Annotated in this window: 18 protein-coding genes and 1 riboswitch; of the genes, 11 read left to right on the plus strand and 7 right to left on the minus strand. The window is 71.2% G+C overall.

Translation table 11 applies throughout. The features are described 5' to 3' along the window. Nucleotides 1-3 precede the first annotated feature (3 nt). Nucleotides 4-1,041, plus strand: a complete 1,038-nt coding sequence (locus AB0C33_RS42295) for an ABC transporter ATP-binding protein (RefSeq protein ID WP_352361745.1) — start codon at nt 4-6, stop codon at nt 1,039-1,041. After that, on the plus strand, nt 1,025-2,041 hold the full coding sequence (locus AB0C33_RS42300; RefSeq protein WP_352361743.1) for a dipeptide ABC transporter ATP-binding protein: 1,017 nt from the start codon (nt 1,025-1,027) through the stop codon (nt 2,039-2,041). The genes AB0C33_RS42295 and AB0C33_RS42300 overlap by 17 nt, the downstream gene beginning before the upstream one ends. Nucleotides 2,042-2,089: 48 nt before the next feature. Here AB0C33_RS42300 and AB0C33_RS42305 read toward each other — a convergent pair whose 3' ends face one another. The 5 genes from AB0C33_RS42305 to AB0C33_RS42325 all read right to left on the minus strand — a co-directional run bounded on the left by AB0C33_RS42305 (nt 2,090) and on the right by AB0C33_RS42325 (nt 6,385). Next, nucleotides 2,090-3,292: a lipid-transfer protein gene (locus AB0C33_RS42305; protein ID WP_358298724.1), complete on the minus strand. Its 1,203-nt coding sequence runs from the start codon at nt 3,290-3,292 to the stop codon at nt 2,090-2,092. Then, nucleotides 3,274-3,681 carry an OB-fold domain-containing protein gene (locus AB0C33_RS42310; protein WP_358298726.1) on the minus strand — a complete coding sequence of 136 codons (408 nt, stop codon included), beginning with the start codon at nt 3,679-3,681 and terminating at the stop codon, nt 3,274-3,276. Before AB0C33_RS42310 ends, AB0C33_RS42305 begins: the two co-directional genes overlap by 19 nt. A 26-nt stretch (nt 3,682-3,707) precedes the next feature. Beyond that, nucleotides 3,708-4,889: a S8 family serine peptidase gene (locus AB0C33_RS42315; protein WP_358298728.1), complete on the minus strand. Its 1,182-nt coding sequence runs from the start codon at nt 4,887-4,889 to the stop codon at nt 3,708-3,710. After that, on the minus strand, nt 4,886-5,449 hold the full coding sequence (locus tag AB0C33_RS42320) for a hypothetical protein (RefSeq protein WP_358298730.1): 564 nt from the start codon (nt 5,447-5,449) through the stop codon (nt 4,886-4,888). Before AB0C33_RS42320 ends, AB0C33_RS42315 begins: the two co-directional genes overlap by 4 nt. 129 nt (nt 5,450-5,578) lie before the next feature. Beyond that, nucleotides 5,579-6,385, minus strand: a complete 807-nt coding sequence (locus AB0C33_RS42325) for an SAM-dependent chlorinase/fluorinase (RefSeq protein WP_358298731.1) — start codon at nt 6,383-6,385, stop codon at nt 5,579-5,581. A gap of 120 nt (nt 6,386-6,505) precedes the next feature. Between AB0C33_RS42325 and AB0C33_RS42330 the strand changes: the two genes are divergently transcribed. The 3 genes from AB0C33_RS42330 to AB0C33_RS42340 all read left to right on the plus strand — a co-directional run bounded on the left by AB0C33_RS42330 (nt 6,506) and on the right by AB0C33_RS42340 (nt 8,308). Further along, nucleotides 6,506-6,805 (plus strand): DUF3263 domain-containing protein, encoded by a 300-nt coding sequence (locus AB0C33_RS42330; RefSeq protein WP_352320870.1) that lies wholly within the window; start codon nt 6,506-6,508, stop codon nt 6,803-6,805. 39 nt (nt 6,806-6,844) lie between these two features. Further along, entirely contained in the window at nt 6,845-7,615 is a 771-nt protein-coding gene (gene otsB, locus AB0C33_RS42335) for a trehalose-phosphatase (protein WP_358298733.1), read from the plus strand. 108 nt (nt 7,616-7,723) lie between these two features. Further along, nucleotides 7,724-8,308, plus strand: coding sequence for a hypothetical protein (locus AB0C33_RS42340; protein WP_358298734.1), 585 nt, complete (start codon nt 7,724-7,726; stop codon nt 8,306-8,308). Here AB0C33_RS42340 and AB0C33_RS42345 read toward each other — a convergent pair. Beyond that, on the minus strand, nt 8,286-9,470 hold the full coding sequence (locus AB0C33_RS42345; protein WP_358298736.1) for a hypothetical protein: 1,185 nt from the start codon (nt 9,468-9,470) through the stop codon (nt 8,286-8,288). The genes AB0C33_RS42340 and AB0C33_RS42345 overlap by 23 nt on opposite strands. A gap of 41 nt (nt 9,471-9,511) precedes the next feature. After that, nucleotides 9,512-10,936: a trehalose-6-phosphate synthase gene (locus AB0C33_RS42350; RefSeq protein ID WP_358298738.1), complete on the minus strand. Its 1,425-nt coding sequence runs from the start codon at nt 10,934-10,936 to the stop codon at nt 9,512-9,514. Nucleotides 10,937-10,967: 31 nt separating this feature from the next. Here AB0C33_RS42350 and AB0C33_RS42355 point away from each other — a divergent pair, with 31 nt between their 5' ends. From AB0C33_RS42355 to AB0C33_RS42380, 6 genes are all read left to right on the plus strand, one after another. Further along, nucleotides 10,968-11,522, plus strand: coding sequence for an RNA polymerase sigma factor (locus AB0C33_RS42355; RefSeq protein ID WP_189654051.1), 555 nt, complete (start codon nt 10,968-10,970; stop codon nt 11,520-11,522). Between the two features lie 79 nt (nt 11,523-11,601). Continuing rightward, nucleotides 11,602-11,742, plus strand: a riboswitch (SAM riboswitch). A 13-nt stretch (nt 11,743-11,755) separates the two neighbouring features. Beyond that, nucleotides 11,756-12,988: a threonine synthase gene (thrC, locus tag AB0C33_RS42360; RefSeq protein WP_358298739.1), complete on the plus strand. Its 1,233-nt coding sequence runs from the start codon at nt 11,756-11,758 to the stop codon at nt 12,986-12,988. A 25-nt stretch (nt 12,989-13,013) separates the two neighbouring features. Next, nucleotides 13,014-13,289 carry a MoaD/ThiS family protein gene (locus AB0C33_RS42365; protein ID WP_358298740.1) on the plus strand — a complete coding sequence of 92 codons (276 nt, stop codon included), beginning with the start codon at nt 13,014-13,016 and terminating at the stop codon, nt 13,287-13,289. Between the two features lie 243 nt (nt 13,290-13,532). Beyond that, on the plus strand, nt 13,533-13,733 hold the full coding sequence (locus AB0C33_RS42370) for a cold-shock protein (protein WP_106250594.1): 201 nt from the start codon (nt 13,533-13,535) through the stop codon (nt 13,731-13,733). 344 nt (nt 13,734-14,077) lie between these two features. Then, nucleotides 14,078-15,706, plus strand: a complete 1,629-nt coding sequence (groL, locus tag AB0C33_RS42375) for a chaperonin GroEL (protein WP_357696638.1) — start codon at nt 14,078-14,080, stop codon at nt 15,704-15,706. Nucleotides 15,707-15,858: 152 nt separating this feature from the next. Continuing rightward, a complete protein-coding gene (locus tag AB0C33_RS42380; protein ID WP_358298741.1) occupies nt 15,859-16,419 on the plus strand; it encodes a hypothetical protein in 561 nt (186 codons plus the stop codon). Nucleotides 16,420-16,459: the final 40 nt, after the last annotated feature.

Here is a 16,459-nt window from a genome sequence, read left to right on the forward strand (position 1 = left end):
CAAGTGAAGAAGACGTCGACAGACGTGTTGCCCGCCGAGGGAGGGCTGGGCGACGAACCGCTGCTCGCGGTTGACGATCTGCACGTGGAGTTCCGTACGCGTCAGGGCGTCGTGCGCGCGGTGAACGGCGTGAGCTACACGGTCAACCCCGGTGAGACGCTGGCGGTGCTCGGCGAGTCGGGTTCGGGCAAGTCCGTGACCGCTCAGGCGATCATGGGCATCCTGGACATGCCGCCGGCCGTCATCCCCAAGGGCGAGATCCGCTTCAAGGGCACCGACCTGCTCAAGCTCTCGGAGGACGCGCGCACCCAGGTGCGCGGCCAGCGCATCGCGATGGTCTTCCAGGACGCCCTCTCGGCGCTCAACCCGGTGTTCACCGTGGGCTGGCAGATCAGCGAGATGTTCCGGGTCCACCGCGGCATGTCCAAGCGCGACGGCATGAACAAGGCCGTCGAGCTGATGGACAAGGTCCGCATCCCGGCCGCCCGGCAGCGCGTCAACGACTATCCGCACCAGTTCTCGGGCGGCATGCGGCAGCGCATCATGATCGCGATGTCGATCGCGCTCGACCCCGAGGTGCTGATCGCCGACGAGCCGACCACCGCCCTGGACGTGACCGTCCAGGCGCAGATCATGGAACTGCTGGCCGAGCTGCAGCGCGAGAGCCAGATGGGCATGATCCTGATCACCCACGACCTGGGCGTCGTGGCGGACGTGGCCGACAAGATCTCGGTCATGTACGCCGGCCGGATCGTGGAGAACGCCCCGGTGCACGACATCTACCGGGCGCCGGCGCACCCGTACACGAAGGGCCTGCTGGAGTCCATCCCCCGGGTGGACCTCAAGGGCCAGGAGCTGTACGCGATCAAGGGCCTGCCGCCCAACCTGCTCGACCTGCCGAGCGGGTGCGCGTTCAATCCCCGGTGCCCGTACCGGCAGGACAACTGCGTGACCGCCGCCCCCCAGCTCTACGAGATCAGCGGCACGCGTGGCAGCGCCTGCCACTACTGGAGGGAGGTCCTCGATGGCGAACGGCAGTGAGCGCATCCTTGAGGTTCGCGACCTGGTCAAGCACTTCCCCCTGACCCAGGGCATCGTCCTCAAGAAGCAGATCGGCGCGATCAAGGCCGTGGACGGCGTCTCGTTCGACCTCAACAGGGGCGAGACGCTGGGCATCGTGGGCGAGTCGGGCTGTGGCAAGTCCACGCTGGCCAAGGTGCTGATGGCGCTGGAGCGGCCGACCTCGGGGTCGGTGAAGATCAACGGCAAGGACATCGCCAAGGCCAGGGGCGGCGAGCTCAAGCGCATGCGCCGCAACATCCAGATGGTGATGCAGGACCCGTACACCTCGCTGAACCCCCGGATGACCGTCGGCGACATCATCGGCGAGCCGTACGAGATCCACACGGAGGTGGCGCCCAAGGGCGACCGCCGCCGCAAGGTGCAGGAGCTGCTGGAGGTCGTCGGGCTCAACCCCGACCACATCAACCGCTACCCGCACCAGTTCTCCGGCGGCCAGCGGCAGCGCATCGGCATCGCCCGCGGCCTGGCGCTGCAGCCGGAGATCATCGTCTGCGACGAGCCCGTCTCGGCGCTGGACGTGTCGATCCAGGCCCAGGTGATCAACCTGCTGGAGCGGCTGCAGAACGAGTTCAACCTGGCCTACATCTTCATCGCCCACGACCTGTCGGTGGTCCGCCACATCTCCGACCGGGTGGGCGTGATGTACCTGGGCAAGTTCGTCGAGCTCGGCAAGGACGTCGAGATCTACGACAAGCCCGCTCATCCGTACACGCAGGCGCTGCTGTCGGCGGTGCCGGTTCCCGACCCCGAGGGCCGGGAGCAGCGCGAGCGGATCATCCTGCAGGGCGACCCGCCCTCGCCCGCCAACCCGCCGTCGGGCTGCCGTTTCCGCACCCGCTGCTGGAAGGCGCAGGAGATCTGCGCGGAGGAGGAGCCGTTGCTGCAGATCCGGACGGGGACCGGGCACGAGAGCGCCTGTCACTTCGCCGAGACGCACGACGTGGTGCACGCGGGCTGACCGCGAGCGATCGTGAGGCCCTCCGGGAGACGCTCCCGGAGGGCCTCGTCACGTGGTGGCCACGATCGCCGAGCCGTGGCCGAACAGCCCCTGGTTGACCGCCAGGCCCACGCGCGCGCCCGGCACCTGCCGCCCGCCCGCCGCGCCGCGCAGCTGGTACGTCAGCTCGCACAGCTGCGCGATCGCCTGGGCCGGGATCGCCTCGCCGAAGGAGGCCAGGCCGCCCGACGGGTTGACCGGCACCCGGCCGCCGAGCGCGGTCTCGCCCGCCCGCAGCAGCTTGTCCGCCTCGCCCGGCGGGCACAGGCCGACGTCCTCGACCCAGTCCAGCTCCAGGGCGGTGGACAGGTCGTACACCTCGGCGAAGGAGACGTCCTCGGGGCCCAGGCCGGCCTCCTCGTAGGCCGCGTGCGCGATCGCGGCCCTGAAGGGCCTCTCGGGCGCGGGAACGGCGGCGCAGGACTCGGTGGCGAAGTTCGGCAGCTCCAGGATCGTGTTGGGGAAGGTCGGGGTCACCGTGGAGACGGCGGCCAGGCGCACCGGGGCCGTCGCGCCGAGCCGCCTGGCGTACGCCCGCGAGGCCAGCACGACCGCGGCTCCGCCGTCGGAGGTGGCGCAGATGTCCATCAGGCGCAGCGGGTCTGCCACCATGGGCGAGGCGAGCACCTCCTCCGCCGTGACCGGGCGGCGGTAGCGGGCCATGGGGTTGAGCGAGCCGGCGCGCGCGTTCTTGACCTTGACGGCGGCGAAGTCGTCGGCGGTGGAGCCGTACAGGGCCATGCGCCTGCGGGCGTACAGGCCGAAGTAGGCGGGGTTGGTCGCGCCGAGCAGGCGGAAGCGCAGCCAGTCGGGGTCGTCGTGCCGGTCGCCGCCGACCGGCTTGAAGAAGCCCTTGGGGGTGGAGTCCGCGCCCACCACGAGCGCGACGTCGCACAGCCCGGCCATGATCCTGGTCCGCGCGATGTCCACGGCCTGGGCCCCCGACGCGCAGGCCGCGTAGCAGGAGGCGATCCTGGCGCCCGTCCAGCCGAGCGCCTGGGCGTAGGTGGCGCCGGCGACGAAGCCGGGGTAGCCGTTCCTGATCGTGTCGGCCCCCACCACGTACTGGACGTCGGTCCAGGCCACGCCGGCGTCGCGGAGGGCGGCGCGGGCGGCGGCGACGCCGTACTCGGCGAAGGGGCGTCCCCACTTGCCCCACGGGTGCATGCCCGCGCCGAGCACCACCACCGCGCTCACGAGGTCCGCCCCCACATCCACACCAGCGGCCCGTCGGCCAGCGGCCCGTGCACCAGCTCCAGCTCCATGCCCACCTCCAGGTCACCGGCCGTGAGGTCCCTGACCTGGCCGAGCACCACCAGCCCGGCGTCGTCGAGCTCGACGGCGGCCAGCGTGACCGGCCGGTACGGCTCCGCCGCCACGTACGGCTCCGGCGGCGGGTAACACGCCTCGGTGTAGGACCAGACGCGCCCGCGCCGCGGCAGCCGGACCTCGGCCGTCTCCTCGCCCTCGCAGCGCGGGTTGCGGCACAGGCCGGGCTGCGGCGGGAAGGCGACGGTCCCGCAGGTCAGGCAGGCCGTGCCGATGAGGTGGGTGGCGCCGTCCCCGTCGATGGCGAACCAGCCGTCGATCGCTAAGGTCATAGCCAGGAGTATTACACAAGCGCTTGCTAGGGTGAATCCCTCCGGCGCCGCCGGGTCGCGACCACCCGTGCCGACATGGCCGCCGCCAGCACCACCATCCCGGCCACGACCGGCGCCCTGGAGGCGGGCGGCCGGGCCGGGCCCCGCCCGAAGTACGGGCCGGGCCGGGCGGCCGGTGAGACCCTTCCGTGGGCCAGCCGCCGGGCCTCCCGCAGGGCGAGCGGCGCGTCGGCCACCCCGTGCCCGTAGGCGGGGCTGTGGCCGCCCGCGGGCCGTCTCCTGGTGCCGCGCTCGATGGCCGTGCGCACCTGGTACGGCGACAGCTCCGGGCGGGCCGACCGCACCAGGGCCGCCACGCCCGCGACCATGGCCGCCGCCGAGCTGGTGCCGTCGCCCACCACGTACCCGTCGCCGCCGTCGGCCGTGACGACGTCCTTGCCCGGCGCGACCACCGACAGGTAGTCCTGGCGGTTGGAGAAGGGCGCCACCCTGAGCCGCCGGTCCACCGCGCCCACGGCGATCACGCCCGGGTAGGCGGCGGGGAAGTTCTTCCTGTTGGCCGTGTCGCCGTCGTTGCCCGCCGAGGCCACCAGGACCGCGCCGCGGGCGAGCGCGTACTGCACGGCCTCCTCCTCGGCCGCCGAGCCCTCCCACGCGCCGCTGCCGCCGCCGAGGGACATGCTGATCACGTCCGCGCCGTGGTCGACCGCGTACCTGATGCCGGCGGCCAGGGCGTCGCGGCGGCCGGCGCGCTGCTCGGCGCGCAGCGGGTCGGTGTTCTCCAGTGTGACCCTGATCGACAACACCCGCGCCGCGGGGGCCACGCCGACCACGCCCTCCGCGCGCCCCCGGCCGTGCCCGCGGCCGGCGATCAGGCCGGCCATGGCGGTGCCGTGGTGCCCCCAGAGCCGCGGGGGCGCGCCGGTCAGGTCGGGGCCCTGGGTGACGGCCCCCCGCAGGTCGGGGTGGCGGCCGTTCACGCCGGTGTCCAGCACGGCCACCAGCACGCCCGCGCCCCGGCTCTCCCTCCAGGCCTTGGGCGCGCGCAGCGCTCCGAGCTGCCACTGCCGGGCCCGCGCGGCCGCCCCCACACCGCCGGGGACGCTCGGGGAGGCCGCCGTCCGCACGTCGTCGGTGGCGCTGGACGCCACGCCCGCGACCCCGGCCGCCAGGATCAGAGCCGGCAGCAGGGACGCGAGCACCCTCATCGGGTCAGCGCCCGGTACAACGCCTCGGCGAGTTGCCGCGCGACCGCGCGCAGCCGCGGCGCGGCGCGGTCGCCCGGCCGGTACGCCCGCCCGTCGGCGTACCCCGCGGCCGTCGCCACCAGGTAGGGGTCACCCGTCCCGGCCACCGCCCCGGTGACGTACTGCCGCCGGCCGAACCGCTCGGCAGGCCCGCCGGGGAAGGCGACGGGCCGCACGGTGGCCGGGCGCGCCCCGCGGTACGTCCCGGGGCCCGGCCCGCCGAGCACGGCGATGCCGACGGTGGCCACGTACGTCTGGGTGCTGTCGGCGTACGTGGCCCGCAGGGCGGTCAGGCAGCCGGGCCGCACCGCGGCGGGCTGGAACGCCACCCGGCACGGCGCCTCGGGAGCCACGCCCGCCAGCACGTACGTCACCCTGGCCCCCGACGGGCTGAGGCCCGGCACGACCAGGGGGAAGATCCGCGTCACCGGCCAGGCGTGCCAGCGCTCCGGCACGGGCGCGTCGGCCTGCGGCCAGAACACGGACAGGATGGAGAGCAGCACGACGGACAGTTGGTACACGTCAACCTCGAACGGGAGGGGAGGGACGCCCGATCTGCCGTGCATTCTGGCACGCCGACGATGATTCGTTCCGACGCTTCGGTAAACAGGCCGATACGCGGAGTAATTGACGTTATGCGGCTATTCGCCCTAGGGTGTCGGCGAAAGTCGGACATGCGCCCCAGGTGGGAGCCCCAGCCGCTGCGCCGCGTCGCCGTAGTTGACCGCGATGGCGATCAGCCCCGCCGAGTCCGTGAACGCCACCAGCTCGCCCGGCGGCACCGCCGCGAACGTCGCCCGGAAGGGCATCGCGAGCTGCCGCCGCCCGAGCCACACCCCCAGCGTGTCGCCCACCTGGACGCCCAGCGCCTGCAGGTCGCCGGCCGCGATCGACAGCTGCGTGTTGCCGTAGCGGTCGACCGAGACGACCTCGCCCTCGACCGAGCCCTCCCGCAGCAGCGAGGTCGGCGCGGGCAGCGTGACCAGCCGCTCGACCGGCACCCGGGGGCCCAGCTCGGCCGGGTCCAGGCCGCCGGCCAGCCGCCCGGCGACCGGCGCGAAGACGTCCCGGCCGTGGAAGGTCGGCGACACCGGCCGCAGGAAGAGCTCCTCGTTGCTGAGCGCGTACGCGGCCCGCGCGCCGCCGCTGGCGTGCACCGCCCAGGACAGCAGCCCGTTGTCGGGGCCGACGAACACCCGGCCGCCCGCCTCGACCGCCACCGACCGCCGCGCGCCGCCCACGCCGGGATCGACCGCGCCGATGTGGACGCCCTCAGGCAGGTAGGGGATGGTCTGGGCGAGGATCGCCGCGCCCCGCCGTACGTCGCCGGACGGGACGAGGTGGCACACGTCGATCACCCGCGCCTCGGGCGCGATCCCGGCGATCACTCCGTGGCAGGCGGCCACATAGCCGTCTTCGAGCCCGTAGTCCGTGAGGAGCGTGATGACTGGGGTCACATTTCGTGACTGTACGTCCGGCAATCCGCCGTGAACAGCCGCAGATCGCACATTACGATTGGCCACGGGCCGCGAAGCGTGCGATGTGATCGTCGCACGCCCCTTCCCGAGGAGGACATCATGGGAGCACCGCTCAGCGGTGACAGTGCTGCCCAGGAACCGTCCCGGACATCCCTCAACGACCGCGATCTCGAACTCCTCGCCTTCGAACGCCAATGGTGGCGGCACGCGGGCGCCAAGGAGCAGGCCATCAAGGAGACCTTCGGGTTCTCGGCCACGCGCTACTACCAGTTGCTCGGCGAGTTGATCGACAGACCGGAGGCGCTGGAGCAGGACCCGATGCTGGTCAAACGGTTGCGAAGGTTGCGCTCAACCCGTCAGCGCGACCGTGCGGCGAGACGGCTCGGCATGCGCCCCTGACCGGCTGGGTACGGCAGCCGCGTGAGGAACATCCCTGGTATGGAAGCGATCCTTAAAGATCCGTCCGGCGCCGTGATCGGGCTCGACTTCGACGGAACCCTGTCGCCGATCGTGCCCGATCCCGCCTCCGCCAAGATCCACCCCGAGGCCCCCGCCGTGCTCGCCGACCTGGGCGCGCACGTCGGCGCCGTGGCCATCGTGACCGGCAGGCCGGCGGCCACCGCGCTCGAACTCGGGCCCGGCCTGGCCGACGTGCCCGGCCTCGTGGTGCTCGGCCACTACGGCTTCGAACGGTGGGAGCACGGACGCGTCTCGGCGCCGCCGCCGCCGCCCGGCGTGCCGCGCGTGCGGGCCGAGCTGCCCCTGCTGCTCGACGCGCTCGGCCTGCACGGCGTGGTGATCGAGGACAAGGGCAGGGCGGTGGCCGTGCACACCAGGCGCGCCCCCGACCCCGAGGGCGCGCTCGCCGCGCTGCGCGAGCCGCTGGCCGAGCTGGCCGGGAGACACGGCCTGGTGATCGAGCCGGGACGCATGGTCCTGGAGCTGCGCCCGCCCGGCATGGACAAGGGCCACGCGCTCGGGCTGTTCCTGGCCGAGCGGGACGCCAGGTCCGTCATGTTCGTCGGCGACGACCTCGGCGACCTGGCCGCCTTCGACGCCGTACGCGCCTCGGGGCTGCCCGGCGTGACCGTGTGCAGCGGCTCGGCCGAGGTGACCGCGCTGGCCGAGCGGGCCGACATCGTGGTCGACGGGCCCGACGGCGTGGTGGCGCTGCTGCGGGAGCTGACGACGGCCTTCACCCGTCCCTAGGGTCCAGCCGTTCGTGAGCCGGCTCGCGGCCTTGCGCCGTCTGGGCCGGCTCGCGGCTTTCAGCCGTTCGTGATTGGGCTGCAAGTGGCGGGTCCTACGTTGGTGCGCATGTCACGACGATCTCTCGCCGCCGCCTCGGCCGCGGCTCTCGCCACCCTGGCTGCCGTGCTCGCCGTCCCCGGCGCCGCCTCCGCCGCCCCCGCCCAGCAGCTCAGGCTGCGCGGCGGCCTGACGCTCTACATCCCGATCGAGTGGGTGGTCCACCGCAGGGGCGGCGACGTCGTCCAGGTGGTCACCGGGCGGTGCGCCAAGCCGCAGGGCTGGGGCTCGCCGGAGTGCGACGCGTTCTACGTCCTCGGTCCCGCCGCGATCAAGCGGGGCGCCGAGGGGTTCGGGCCCTACACGGGCAAGGACCCGTACTATCCGGCCAGCGACGTGCAGCCCTGCCCGATCAACCGCAAGTGGGGCGAGGTCGTCGGCCCCAAGGTCACCAGGGGCTACCGGCAGATGGGGGCCGGGCACAAGGCCGCCTACAACGCCTGGCAGGCCACGTGCGTCAGCTACTCGGGCGGCGGCGTCAAGGCCCGCTTCACGCAGCGCGAGTGGTACCTGCCGAAGAGCGGGATCCTCGTCGTCGACCAGTGGGACACCCCCGGCCTGGCCGACACGCTCAAGTACGCCGACTGGAGATGAGCACCCCGGCGACCGCCAGGCCGATGACCACGGGCACCAGCAGGAACGCGTTCCCGGTGCCGTAGCCGTCGGCCAGCGCGCCGAGCAGCAGCGGGCCGATCGCCATGGCGGCGCCCGCCCACACGGGCGAGGCGGCCGCCGCCCGGTCCGCCCGGTCGCCGGAGGCGGCGATCAACGTGCTCAGCGCGAGCGGGAACTGCAGCGACGCGCCCAGCCCGCTCAGCGCCAGCCCCGCGTACGACAGGATCGGCGCGGTGCTCGCCCAGAACAGCACCCAGCCGAAGGCCATCAGCCCCAGAGCGCCGGCCAGCAGCGGCGTGGCCGGCAGCCGCAGCGCGAGCTGCGCGCCCGCGAACCTGCCCGCCGCCATGCCGCAGACGAACGCCGTCAGCCCGGTCGCCGCGACGGCCGCAGGCACGCCCGTCCTGAGGGCGAACAGGTCGGCGGCCCACAGGTTGAACGTGAACTCCAGCGCCACGCAGCAGAACAGCACGCCCCCGGCCAGATGGAAGCGCCACCCGCCGCCCTCCCGCGCCGGGACGACCTCCCCGGCGACCGCGCCGGCCCGCCCTCCGCCGGCCCGCCGGGGCGCGGGCCAGGAGCGGCCCAGCGACAGCGCCAGCAGGGCGCTGACGGCCGGGGTGACCAGCAGGGCGGCCCGCCAGCCGAGCGCGCTCTGCGCCACCTGGCTGAGCACGAACGTGGCCACCATCCCCACCAGCACGCCCACGGCGTTGGCCTCGCTGAGCGCGGCCGGCCCCGCGGCCCCGTGGTGGTCGCTGAGCTCGGCCATCGCCGCGTAGAGCATGACCGAGCCGAAGCCGCCGGCCACGCCGTAGCCGAGCAGCGTCAGGGGCAGCGCGGAGCCGGCCATGACCAGCAGCACGCCGGCGTTCATCCCGGCCAGGCCGAGCCAGCACGTCGAGCGCCGGCCGAGCAGCCTGGTGAGCAGGGGCAGCGCGAGCCCGGCGCCGATCGTCCCGACCGCCATCGCGGTGCCGTGCAGCCCGGCGACGGTGGCCGTGGTGCGCTGGTCGGCGCGCAGCAGCGGGAGGGCGGCGCTCAGGCCGTACACAAACGTGGCGAACGTGCCGAGCAGGAAGTAGATGAGCCAGGTCGGACGGTCCCGGACGAGTCTGATGGGCACTGAGACCGTCGACACCCGGCAGCCTCCGTCATTGGCAGTGAACCCGACTTCTCATGTTAAAGCAGGGCGTCGAGTTGGGATTCCAGCCACTTGTGCGGCGGCAGCGCGGTGGCCGCCTCGTGCAGCCGGTCGCGGCGCCGCCGGCGTTCGTCCTCGGGCATCACCAGCGCCTCGTGCAGCGCGTCCGCCGTGCCGCTCACGTCGTAGGGGTTGACCACCAGCGCGTACGGGCCCAGCTCGGCGGCCGCCCCCGCCTCGCGCGAGAGCACCAGGGCGCAGCGCGGCGACAGGACCGGCCCCTCCTTGGCGACCAGGTTCATGCCGTCGCGGATGGGGTTGACCAGCAGCACGTCGGCCAGCCGGTAGGCGGCCAGCGAGCGCGGGTAGTCGTCGTTGACGTTGAGGATGACCGGGTCCCAGTCCTCGGTGGCGTACTCGTCCTCGATCTCGCGCGCGCAGCGCTGCACCGACGCGGTGTACTCGCGGTATTCGGGCAGGTCGTGCCGGCTGGGGTAGGCGAAGGCCAGGTGGACCACCTTGCCGTGCCACTCCGGATGGGCGGCCAGGAACTCCCGGTAGGCCAGCAGCCCGCGCACGATGTTCTTGGACAGCTCGGTGCGGTCGATGCGGACGATCAGCCGGCGTCCGGCCACCTGCTCGGCCAGCGCGGCCATGTGCGACTCGACGTCGGGCTCGCAGGCCCGCGCCCACAGCGCCGCGCCGTCCACGCCCAGGCTGTGCACGCCGACGCGGGTCGTCCTGCCCTCGTGGGTGACCGTGCCGGCCGCGCGGTCCACCCGCGCGCCCAGCAGCGCCTCGCAGCAGTCCATGAACGCCGCCGCCCACCGGGCGGTGAGGAAGCCCGCGTGGTCGGCCCCCAGGATGCCGTCGAGCACCTCCCTGGTCACCGCGTCGGGCAGCAGGGAGAAGTACTCGGGAGGGGCCCACGGCGTGTGGCTGAAGTGGGCGATGCGCAGGTCGGGCCGCTCGGCGCGGAGCATCGCCGGGGTGAGCGTCAGGTGGTAGTCCTGGACCATCACGCGCGCGCCGTGCCCGGCCTCCTCGGCCAGCGCCAGCGCGAACGCGCCGTTGTAGTCGCGGTAGGACTCCCACTCGCGCCGGAACTTGGTGCCGAAACTGGGGGAGTTGGGGATGTCGTACAGCAGGTGGTTGACGAACCACAGGGTCGAGTTGGCCACGGCGTTGTAGGCGCGGTGGAAGGTGGCCGCGGGGATGTCGAGCATCCGCAGGGCGCCCGTGTCGTAGCCGCAGCGGTCGAGCCGGCCCCCCGGGGCCAGGCGCACGGCGCTGCGGTCGCCGTCGGACAGCGCGGCGCACACCCACAGCACGCCGTGCTCCTTGGCCACCCCCGACAGGCCCGAGACGAGGCCGCCGCCACCGCGTTTCATGGTCAGCTCACCGTCGTCGTCGACGGTGAAGGAGACCGGCCCGCGGTTGGACGCCACGAGAACGCTGTTCATTTGGGCTCCCTTCGCCCATAGGATCCCAGCTATGGCGCTAGATGAGCTAACCGAGGAACTCGCCCGCTCGGCCGCGGCCGGAGACCATCGCGCGCTCGGCGAGCTCCTGGCCAGGATCGAGCCTGACGTGATGCGCCACTGCGCCCGGATCCTGCCCTATCACCAGGACGCGGAAGAAGCCTCGCAGGACACTCTGCTGGCCGTGGCGCGCAACATCGGCCGGTTCGAGGGGCGGGCCAGGTTCAGCACCTGGCTGCACATCGTGACCGCCAACTGCGCGCGCACCACGTACCGCTCGCTGAAGCGCAGGGCCGCCGAGCAGACGTCGGAGGAGCTGCCGATGCAGAAGCCCGACGCGCGGCGGGTCAGCGTGATCGCCGGCTCGCGGCTCGACCTGCTCGACGCGATGGAGGCGCTGGAGGCCGACAAGCCCGACCTGGCCCAGGCGCTGGTGCTGCGCGACATCGTCCAGCTCGACTACAACGAGGTGGCCGAGCAGCTCAACATCCCGCTCGGCACCGCCAAGTCCCGCATCCACCAGGCCCGCAAGTACGTGCAGGGAGTCCTCGGGGAGGACTATCGGTGAGACGTGTCCTCTCGCATGGTGAGACGGGTGGTTGTTTCCGCCACTTGAGAAGGTAGAGTCCTTTTCGACAACTGCATATTGCTCATCCAGAGGGGTGGAGGGACCGGCCCTGCGAAGCCCCGGCAACCCTCCCGGCTTGTGCTCGCGACCTGGCGAGGCCGACCGGGACAAGGTGCCAATTCCGGTTCGCGGTCAAGGTGGCCGCGGGCGAAGATGAGGGAAGGCCTCGCTTCATGTCGCTCGACTTTGGTCCTGCCGTCGCCCTGTCCTGCCGCGAGTGCGGCACGCGCTACCCCCTGGGTCCCAGCTTCGCCTGCCTGGAGTGTTTCGGGCCGCTCGAAGCGGCCTACTCCTTCGGCCAGGTGACCCGCGCGGACATCGAGTCCGGCCCCGCCAACATCTGGCGCTACCGCTCCCTGCTCCCGGTCCCCGCCGACGTGGCGAGCAAGCCCAACATGAACCCGGGCTGGACGAAGCTGGTCAAGGCCGGCAACCTCGGCAAGGCGCTCGGCATCCGGTCCCTGTTCGTGAAGGACGACTCGGGCAACCCCACCCACTCCTTCAAGGACCGGGTGGTCGCCATCGCCGTCGAGGCGGCCAGGAACTTCGGTTTCCACACGCTCTCCTGCTCCTCCACGGGCAACCTCGCCGGCGCGGTCACCGCCGCCGCCGCGCGGGCCGGCCTCGACGCGTGCGTGTTCATCCCGGCCGACCTCGAAGCGGCCAAGATCGCCATGGCCCGGGTGTTCGGCGGCCGGCTGATCGGCATCGACGGCACGTACGACGAGGTCAACCGGTTCTGTTCGGAGCTGATCGGCGACCCGCTGGGCGAGCGGTGGGGGTTCGTCAACGTCAACCTGCGGCCCTACTACGCCGAAGGGTCCAAGACGCTCGCGTACGAGATCGCCGAGCAGCTCGGCTGGCGGCTGCCGGAGCAGATCGTCATCCCCATCGCCTCCGGCTCCCAGCTCACGAAGATCGACAAGGGGTTCAAGGAGCTGATCGCGCTCGGGCTGGTCGAGGACACCCCCTACAAGGTGTTCGGGGCCCAGGCGGCCGGGTGCTCGCCGGTCTCGACGGCGTACAAGGCGGGGCACGACGTCGTCCAGCCGGTCAAGCCGGACACGATCGCCAAGTCGCTGGCCATCGGCAACCCCGCCGACGGGCCGTACGTGCTGGACATCGCCCGGCGCACGGGCGGGGGCGTCGAGGACGTCACCGACCCCGAGATCGTCGCCGCCATCAAGCTCCTGGCCTCCACCGAGGGCATCTTCGCCGAGACCGCGGGCGGCGTCACGGTGGGCGTGCTGAAGAAGCTCGTCGAGACGGGCAGGCTCGACCCCGAGGCCGAGACGGTGGTCCTGAACACCGGCGACGGCCTGAAGACGCTCGACGCGATCAGCGACGACGCGCGGCCCACCGCCGTGATCCGGCCCTCTCTCGACGCGTTCCGCGCGACTGTCTGACAATCCAGGAAAGGCAACAAAAACCATGAGCGTTTCTGTGCGGATTCCCACCATTCTGCGCACTTACACCGGGGGTAACGCCGAGGTGAGTGGCGAAGGGGCGACTCTTCGTGACGTTCTCGCCAGGCTTGACTCCGACTACCCGGGGATCGGCGCGAGAATTCTGGATGAATCGGGCAAGATTCGTCGTTTTGTCAACGTATACGTTGGTGATGAGGATGTCCGTTTCGCCGAGGGCCTGGACACTCCCGCCCCTGAAGGCACTCAGATCTCCATCATCCCCGCCGTCGCGGGCGGCTGACCGCCGGACCACCGACTCTTGAAGGCGCCCCTTGTGGGCGCCTTCTTGTTTTAGAACCAAATTCAACCTCGAACGACTCAGCCTTCGATGAAATTAGCGTTTTGTCGGTTGACTCTGTTGCCAAACCCCGTGCCACAGGTATGGTCGAGGGCGATCGTCTGGCTGATTTTCCCAAAAGTCATGCGATTACGGGTCTCGCGAAGGAATGGGCGAGATCTGCGAGCCCAGTAAGAGGAGTCGGAAGTGGCGCAGGGCACCGTCAAGTGGTTCAACGCGGACAAGGGCTACGGCTTCATCGCGGTAGACGGTGGTAAGGATGTATTCGTCCATTACTCAGCGATCATGATGGACGGGTACCGCTCTCTCGAACAGGGACAGCGCGTCGAGTTCGAGATCACGCAGGGCCAGAAGGGGCCGCAGGCGGAGTCCGTCCGCACGGTCTGATTCACCCTCGCTGGTATGCACCAAGGCGGGACGTGCGGCAGCGCAGTCCGTACGGGCTCGCCACTGTTTCCTCCGTCGGCTTCGCACGGCGGGCCGCGCCTCAGGGGCGGCTCGCCGTGCGAACCGGCGCACCCGATGACCTGCCCGATGAGCTGGGGTGGGGTGCCCGTGGCTTGCACTCGGCAGGGTAGAGTGCTAAACAGTTCGTTGGCACTCTGTGTGGCAGAGTGCCAACAACTCGGATCGAGACGATGGGGTCTGCCGAACGGAGATGCAGGCCTATGCCGTCGCGGGCGTCGGCTCGGTCCAGGACACGCCACCCTGCATCTGGGAGGTCTAGCCTTATGGCAGCCAAGATGATCGCGTTTGACGAGGACGCCCGGCGCGGTCTCGAGCGCGGTATGAACCAGCTCGCCGACGCCGTCAAGGTGACCTTGGGCCCCAAGGGGCGCAACGTCGTGCTGGAGAAGAAGTGGGGCGCTCCCACGATCACCAACGACGGCGTCTCCATCGCCAAGGAGATCGAGCTCGAGGACCCGTGGGAGAAGATCGGCGCCGAGCTGGTCAAGGAAGTCGCCAAGAAGACTGACGACGTCGCCGGCGACGGCACCACCACGGCCACCGTGCTCGCCCAGGCTCTGGTGCGCGAAGGTCTGCGCAACGTGGCCGCCGGCGCCAACCCGATGGCCCTGAAGAAGGGCATCGAGGCCGCCGTCGAGCGGGTCAGCGAGGAGCTCTCCAAGCTGGCCAAGGACGTGGAGACCAAGGAGCAGATCGCCTCCACCGCCTCCATCTCCGCCGCCGACCCCGAGATCGGCTCGCTCATCGCCGAGGCGATGGACAAGGTCGGCAAGGAAGGCGTCATCACCGTCGAGGAGAGCAACACCTTCGGCCTTGAGCTTGAGCTCACCGAGGGCATGCGCTTCGACAAGGGCATGACGTCGATGTACTTCGTGACCGACTCCGACCGCATGGAGGCCGTTCTCGAAGACCCGTACATCCTGATCGTCAACAGCAAGGTCTCGGCCAACAAGGACCTGCTGCCGCTGCTCGACAAGGTCGTGCAGTCCGGCAAGCCGCTGCTGATCATCGCCGAGGACGTCGACGGCGAGGCCCTGGCGACCCTGGTGGTCAACAAGATCCGCGGCCTGTTCCGCTCCGTGGCCGTCAAGGCCCCGGGCTTCGGCGACCGCCGCAAGGCCATGCTGGGCGACATCGCGATCCTGACCGGCGGTCAGGTCATCGCCGAGGAGGTCGGCCTCAAGCTCGAGACCGCCACCCTCGACCTGCTCGGCCGCGCCCGCAAGGTCGTGGTGACCAAGGACGAGACCACCATCGTCGACGGCGCCGGTGACGCCGAGGCGATCTCCGGCCGGGTCAACGAGATCCGCGCCGAGATCGAGCGCACCGACTCCGACTACGACCGTGAGAAGCTGCAGGAGCGCCTGGCCAAGCTGGCCGGTGGCGTGGCGGTCATCAAGGCCGGCGCGGCGACCGAGGTCGAGCTCAAGGAGCGCAAGCACCGCATCGAGGACGCCGTGCGCAACGCCAAGGCGGCCGTCGAGGAGGGCATCGTCCCCGGCGGTGGCGTGGCGCTGCTGCAGGCCGGCGCCAAGGCGTTCGACAAGCTCGAGCTCAACGGCGACGAGGCCACCGGCGCGGCGATCGTGAAGAAGGCTCTTGAGGAGCCCCTCAAGCAGATCGCGGTCAACGCCGGTCTTGAGGGCGGCGTCGTTGTGGAGAAGGTGCGCAACCTGACCCCGGGCGAGGGCCTCAACGCCGCTTCCGGCGAGTACGTCAACATGTTCGAGTCCGGGATCATCGACCCGGCCAAGGTGACGCGCTCCGCGCTGCAGAACGCCGCCTCCATCGCGGCGCTCTTCCTCACCACCGAGGCCGTCATCGCCGAGAAGCCCGAGAAGACCCCTGCTGCTCCGGCCGGCATGCCCGGCGGCGGCGACATGGACTTCTAGGCCTCGCCTGGTCGCTGACGCATCAGAAGGCGGTTCGGATCTCCAAGGATCCGGCCGCCTTTTGTTGTGTCCGGTCCCGTCACGTTTAGTAGTTATTGACTACGGACAGTAACGAAACGAAGTGACGATTCACCGCACAAAGGAGTAGTTACATGAATTCCCGCACCGCGCGCGTTCTCGGGCTCGGAGCCGTCATGCTGGCCGCCGCGGCCGCCATGACGATGCCCGCCCAGGCAGACGACCACGGTTACCTGGACGAGGCCCTGGAGTACGTCGACGTGCCCTACTGCGCGGGCTACCTGGAACTGTACGACCGCGACTACTGCGCCTCGCCGTCCAGGTGGACGTCGCAGGACGAGCGCGGGGAGATGTCGGAGGAGGGCGAGGACAGGTCGTCGGAGGAAGCCGAGGACAGGTCGTCGGACCAGGCCGACGAGCGGTCGTCGGACGAGGCCGATGAGAGGTCCGACGAGCGCGGGGACGCCTCGGAGGAGGGCGTGGACATGTCCGGCGAGCGCGAGGACGTCTCGGAGGAGGGTCAGGACATGTCCGGCGAGCGCGAGGACGTCTCGGAGGAGGGGCAGGACATGTCGGGCGAGCGTGAGGACGTCTCGGACGCCTTCGAGGGCGAGTCGGGCGGCGAGAGCGAGGACCTGTCGTCCAACGCCCCCGGGGACTTCACGTTCGCGGACGAGCTGGTGCAGGGCGACTGAACCCCGTCTGGTGGCGCCGGGCGTACGGAACCCGACGCGG

It is taken from the genome of Nonomuraea sp. NPDC048881, from assembly GCF_040649795.1.
GTDB lineage: Bacteria > Actinomycetota > Actinomycetes > Streptosporangiales > Streptosporangiaceae > Nonomuraea.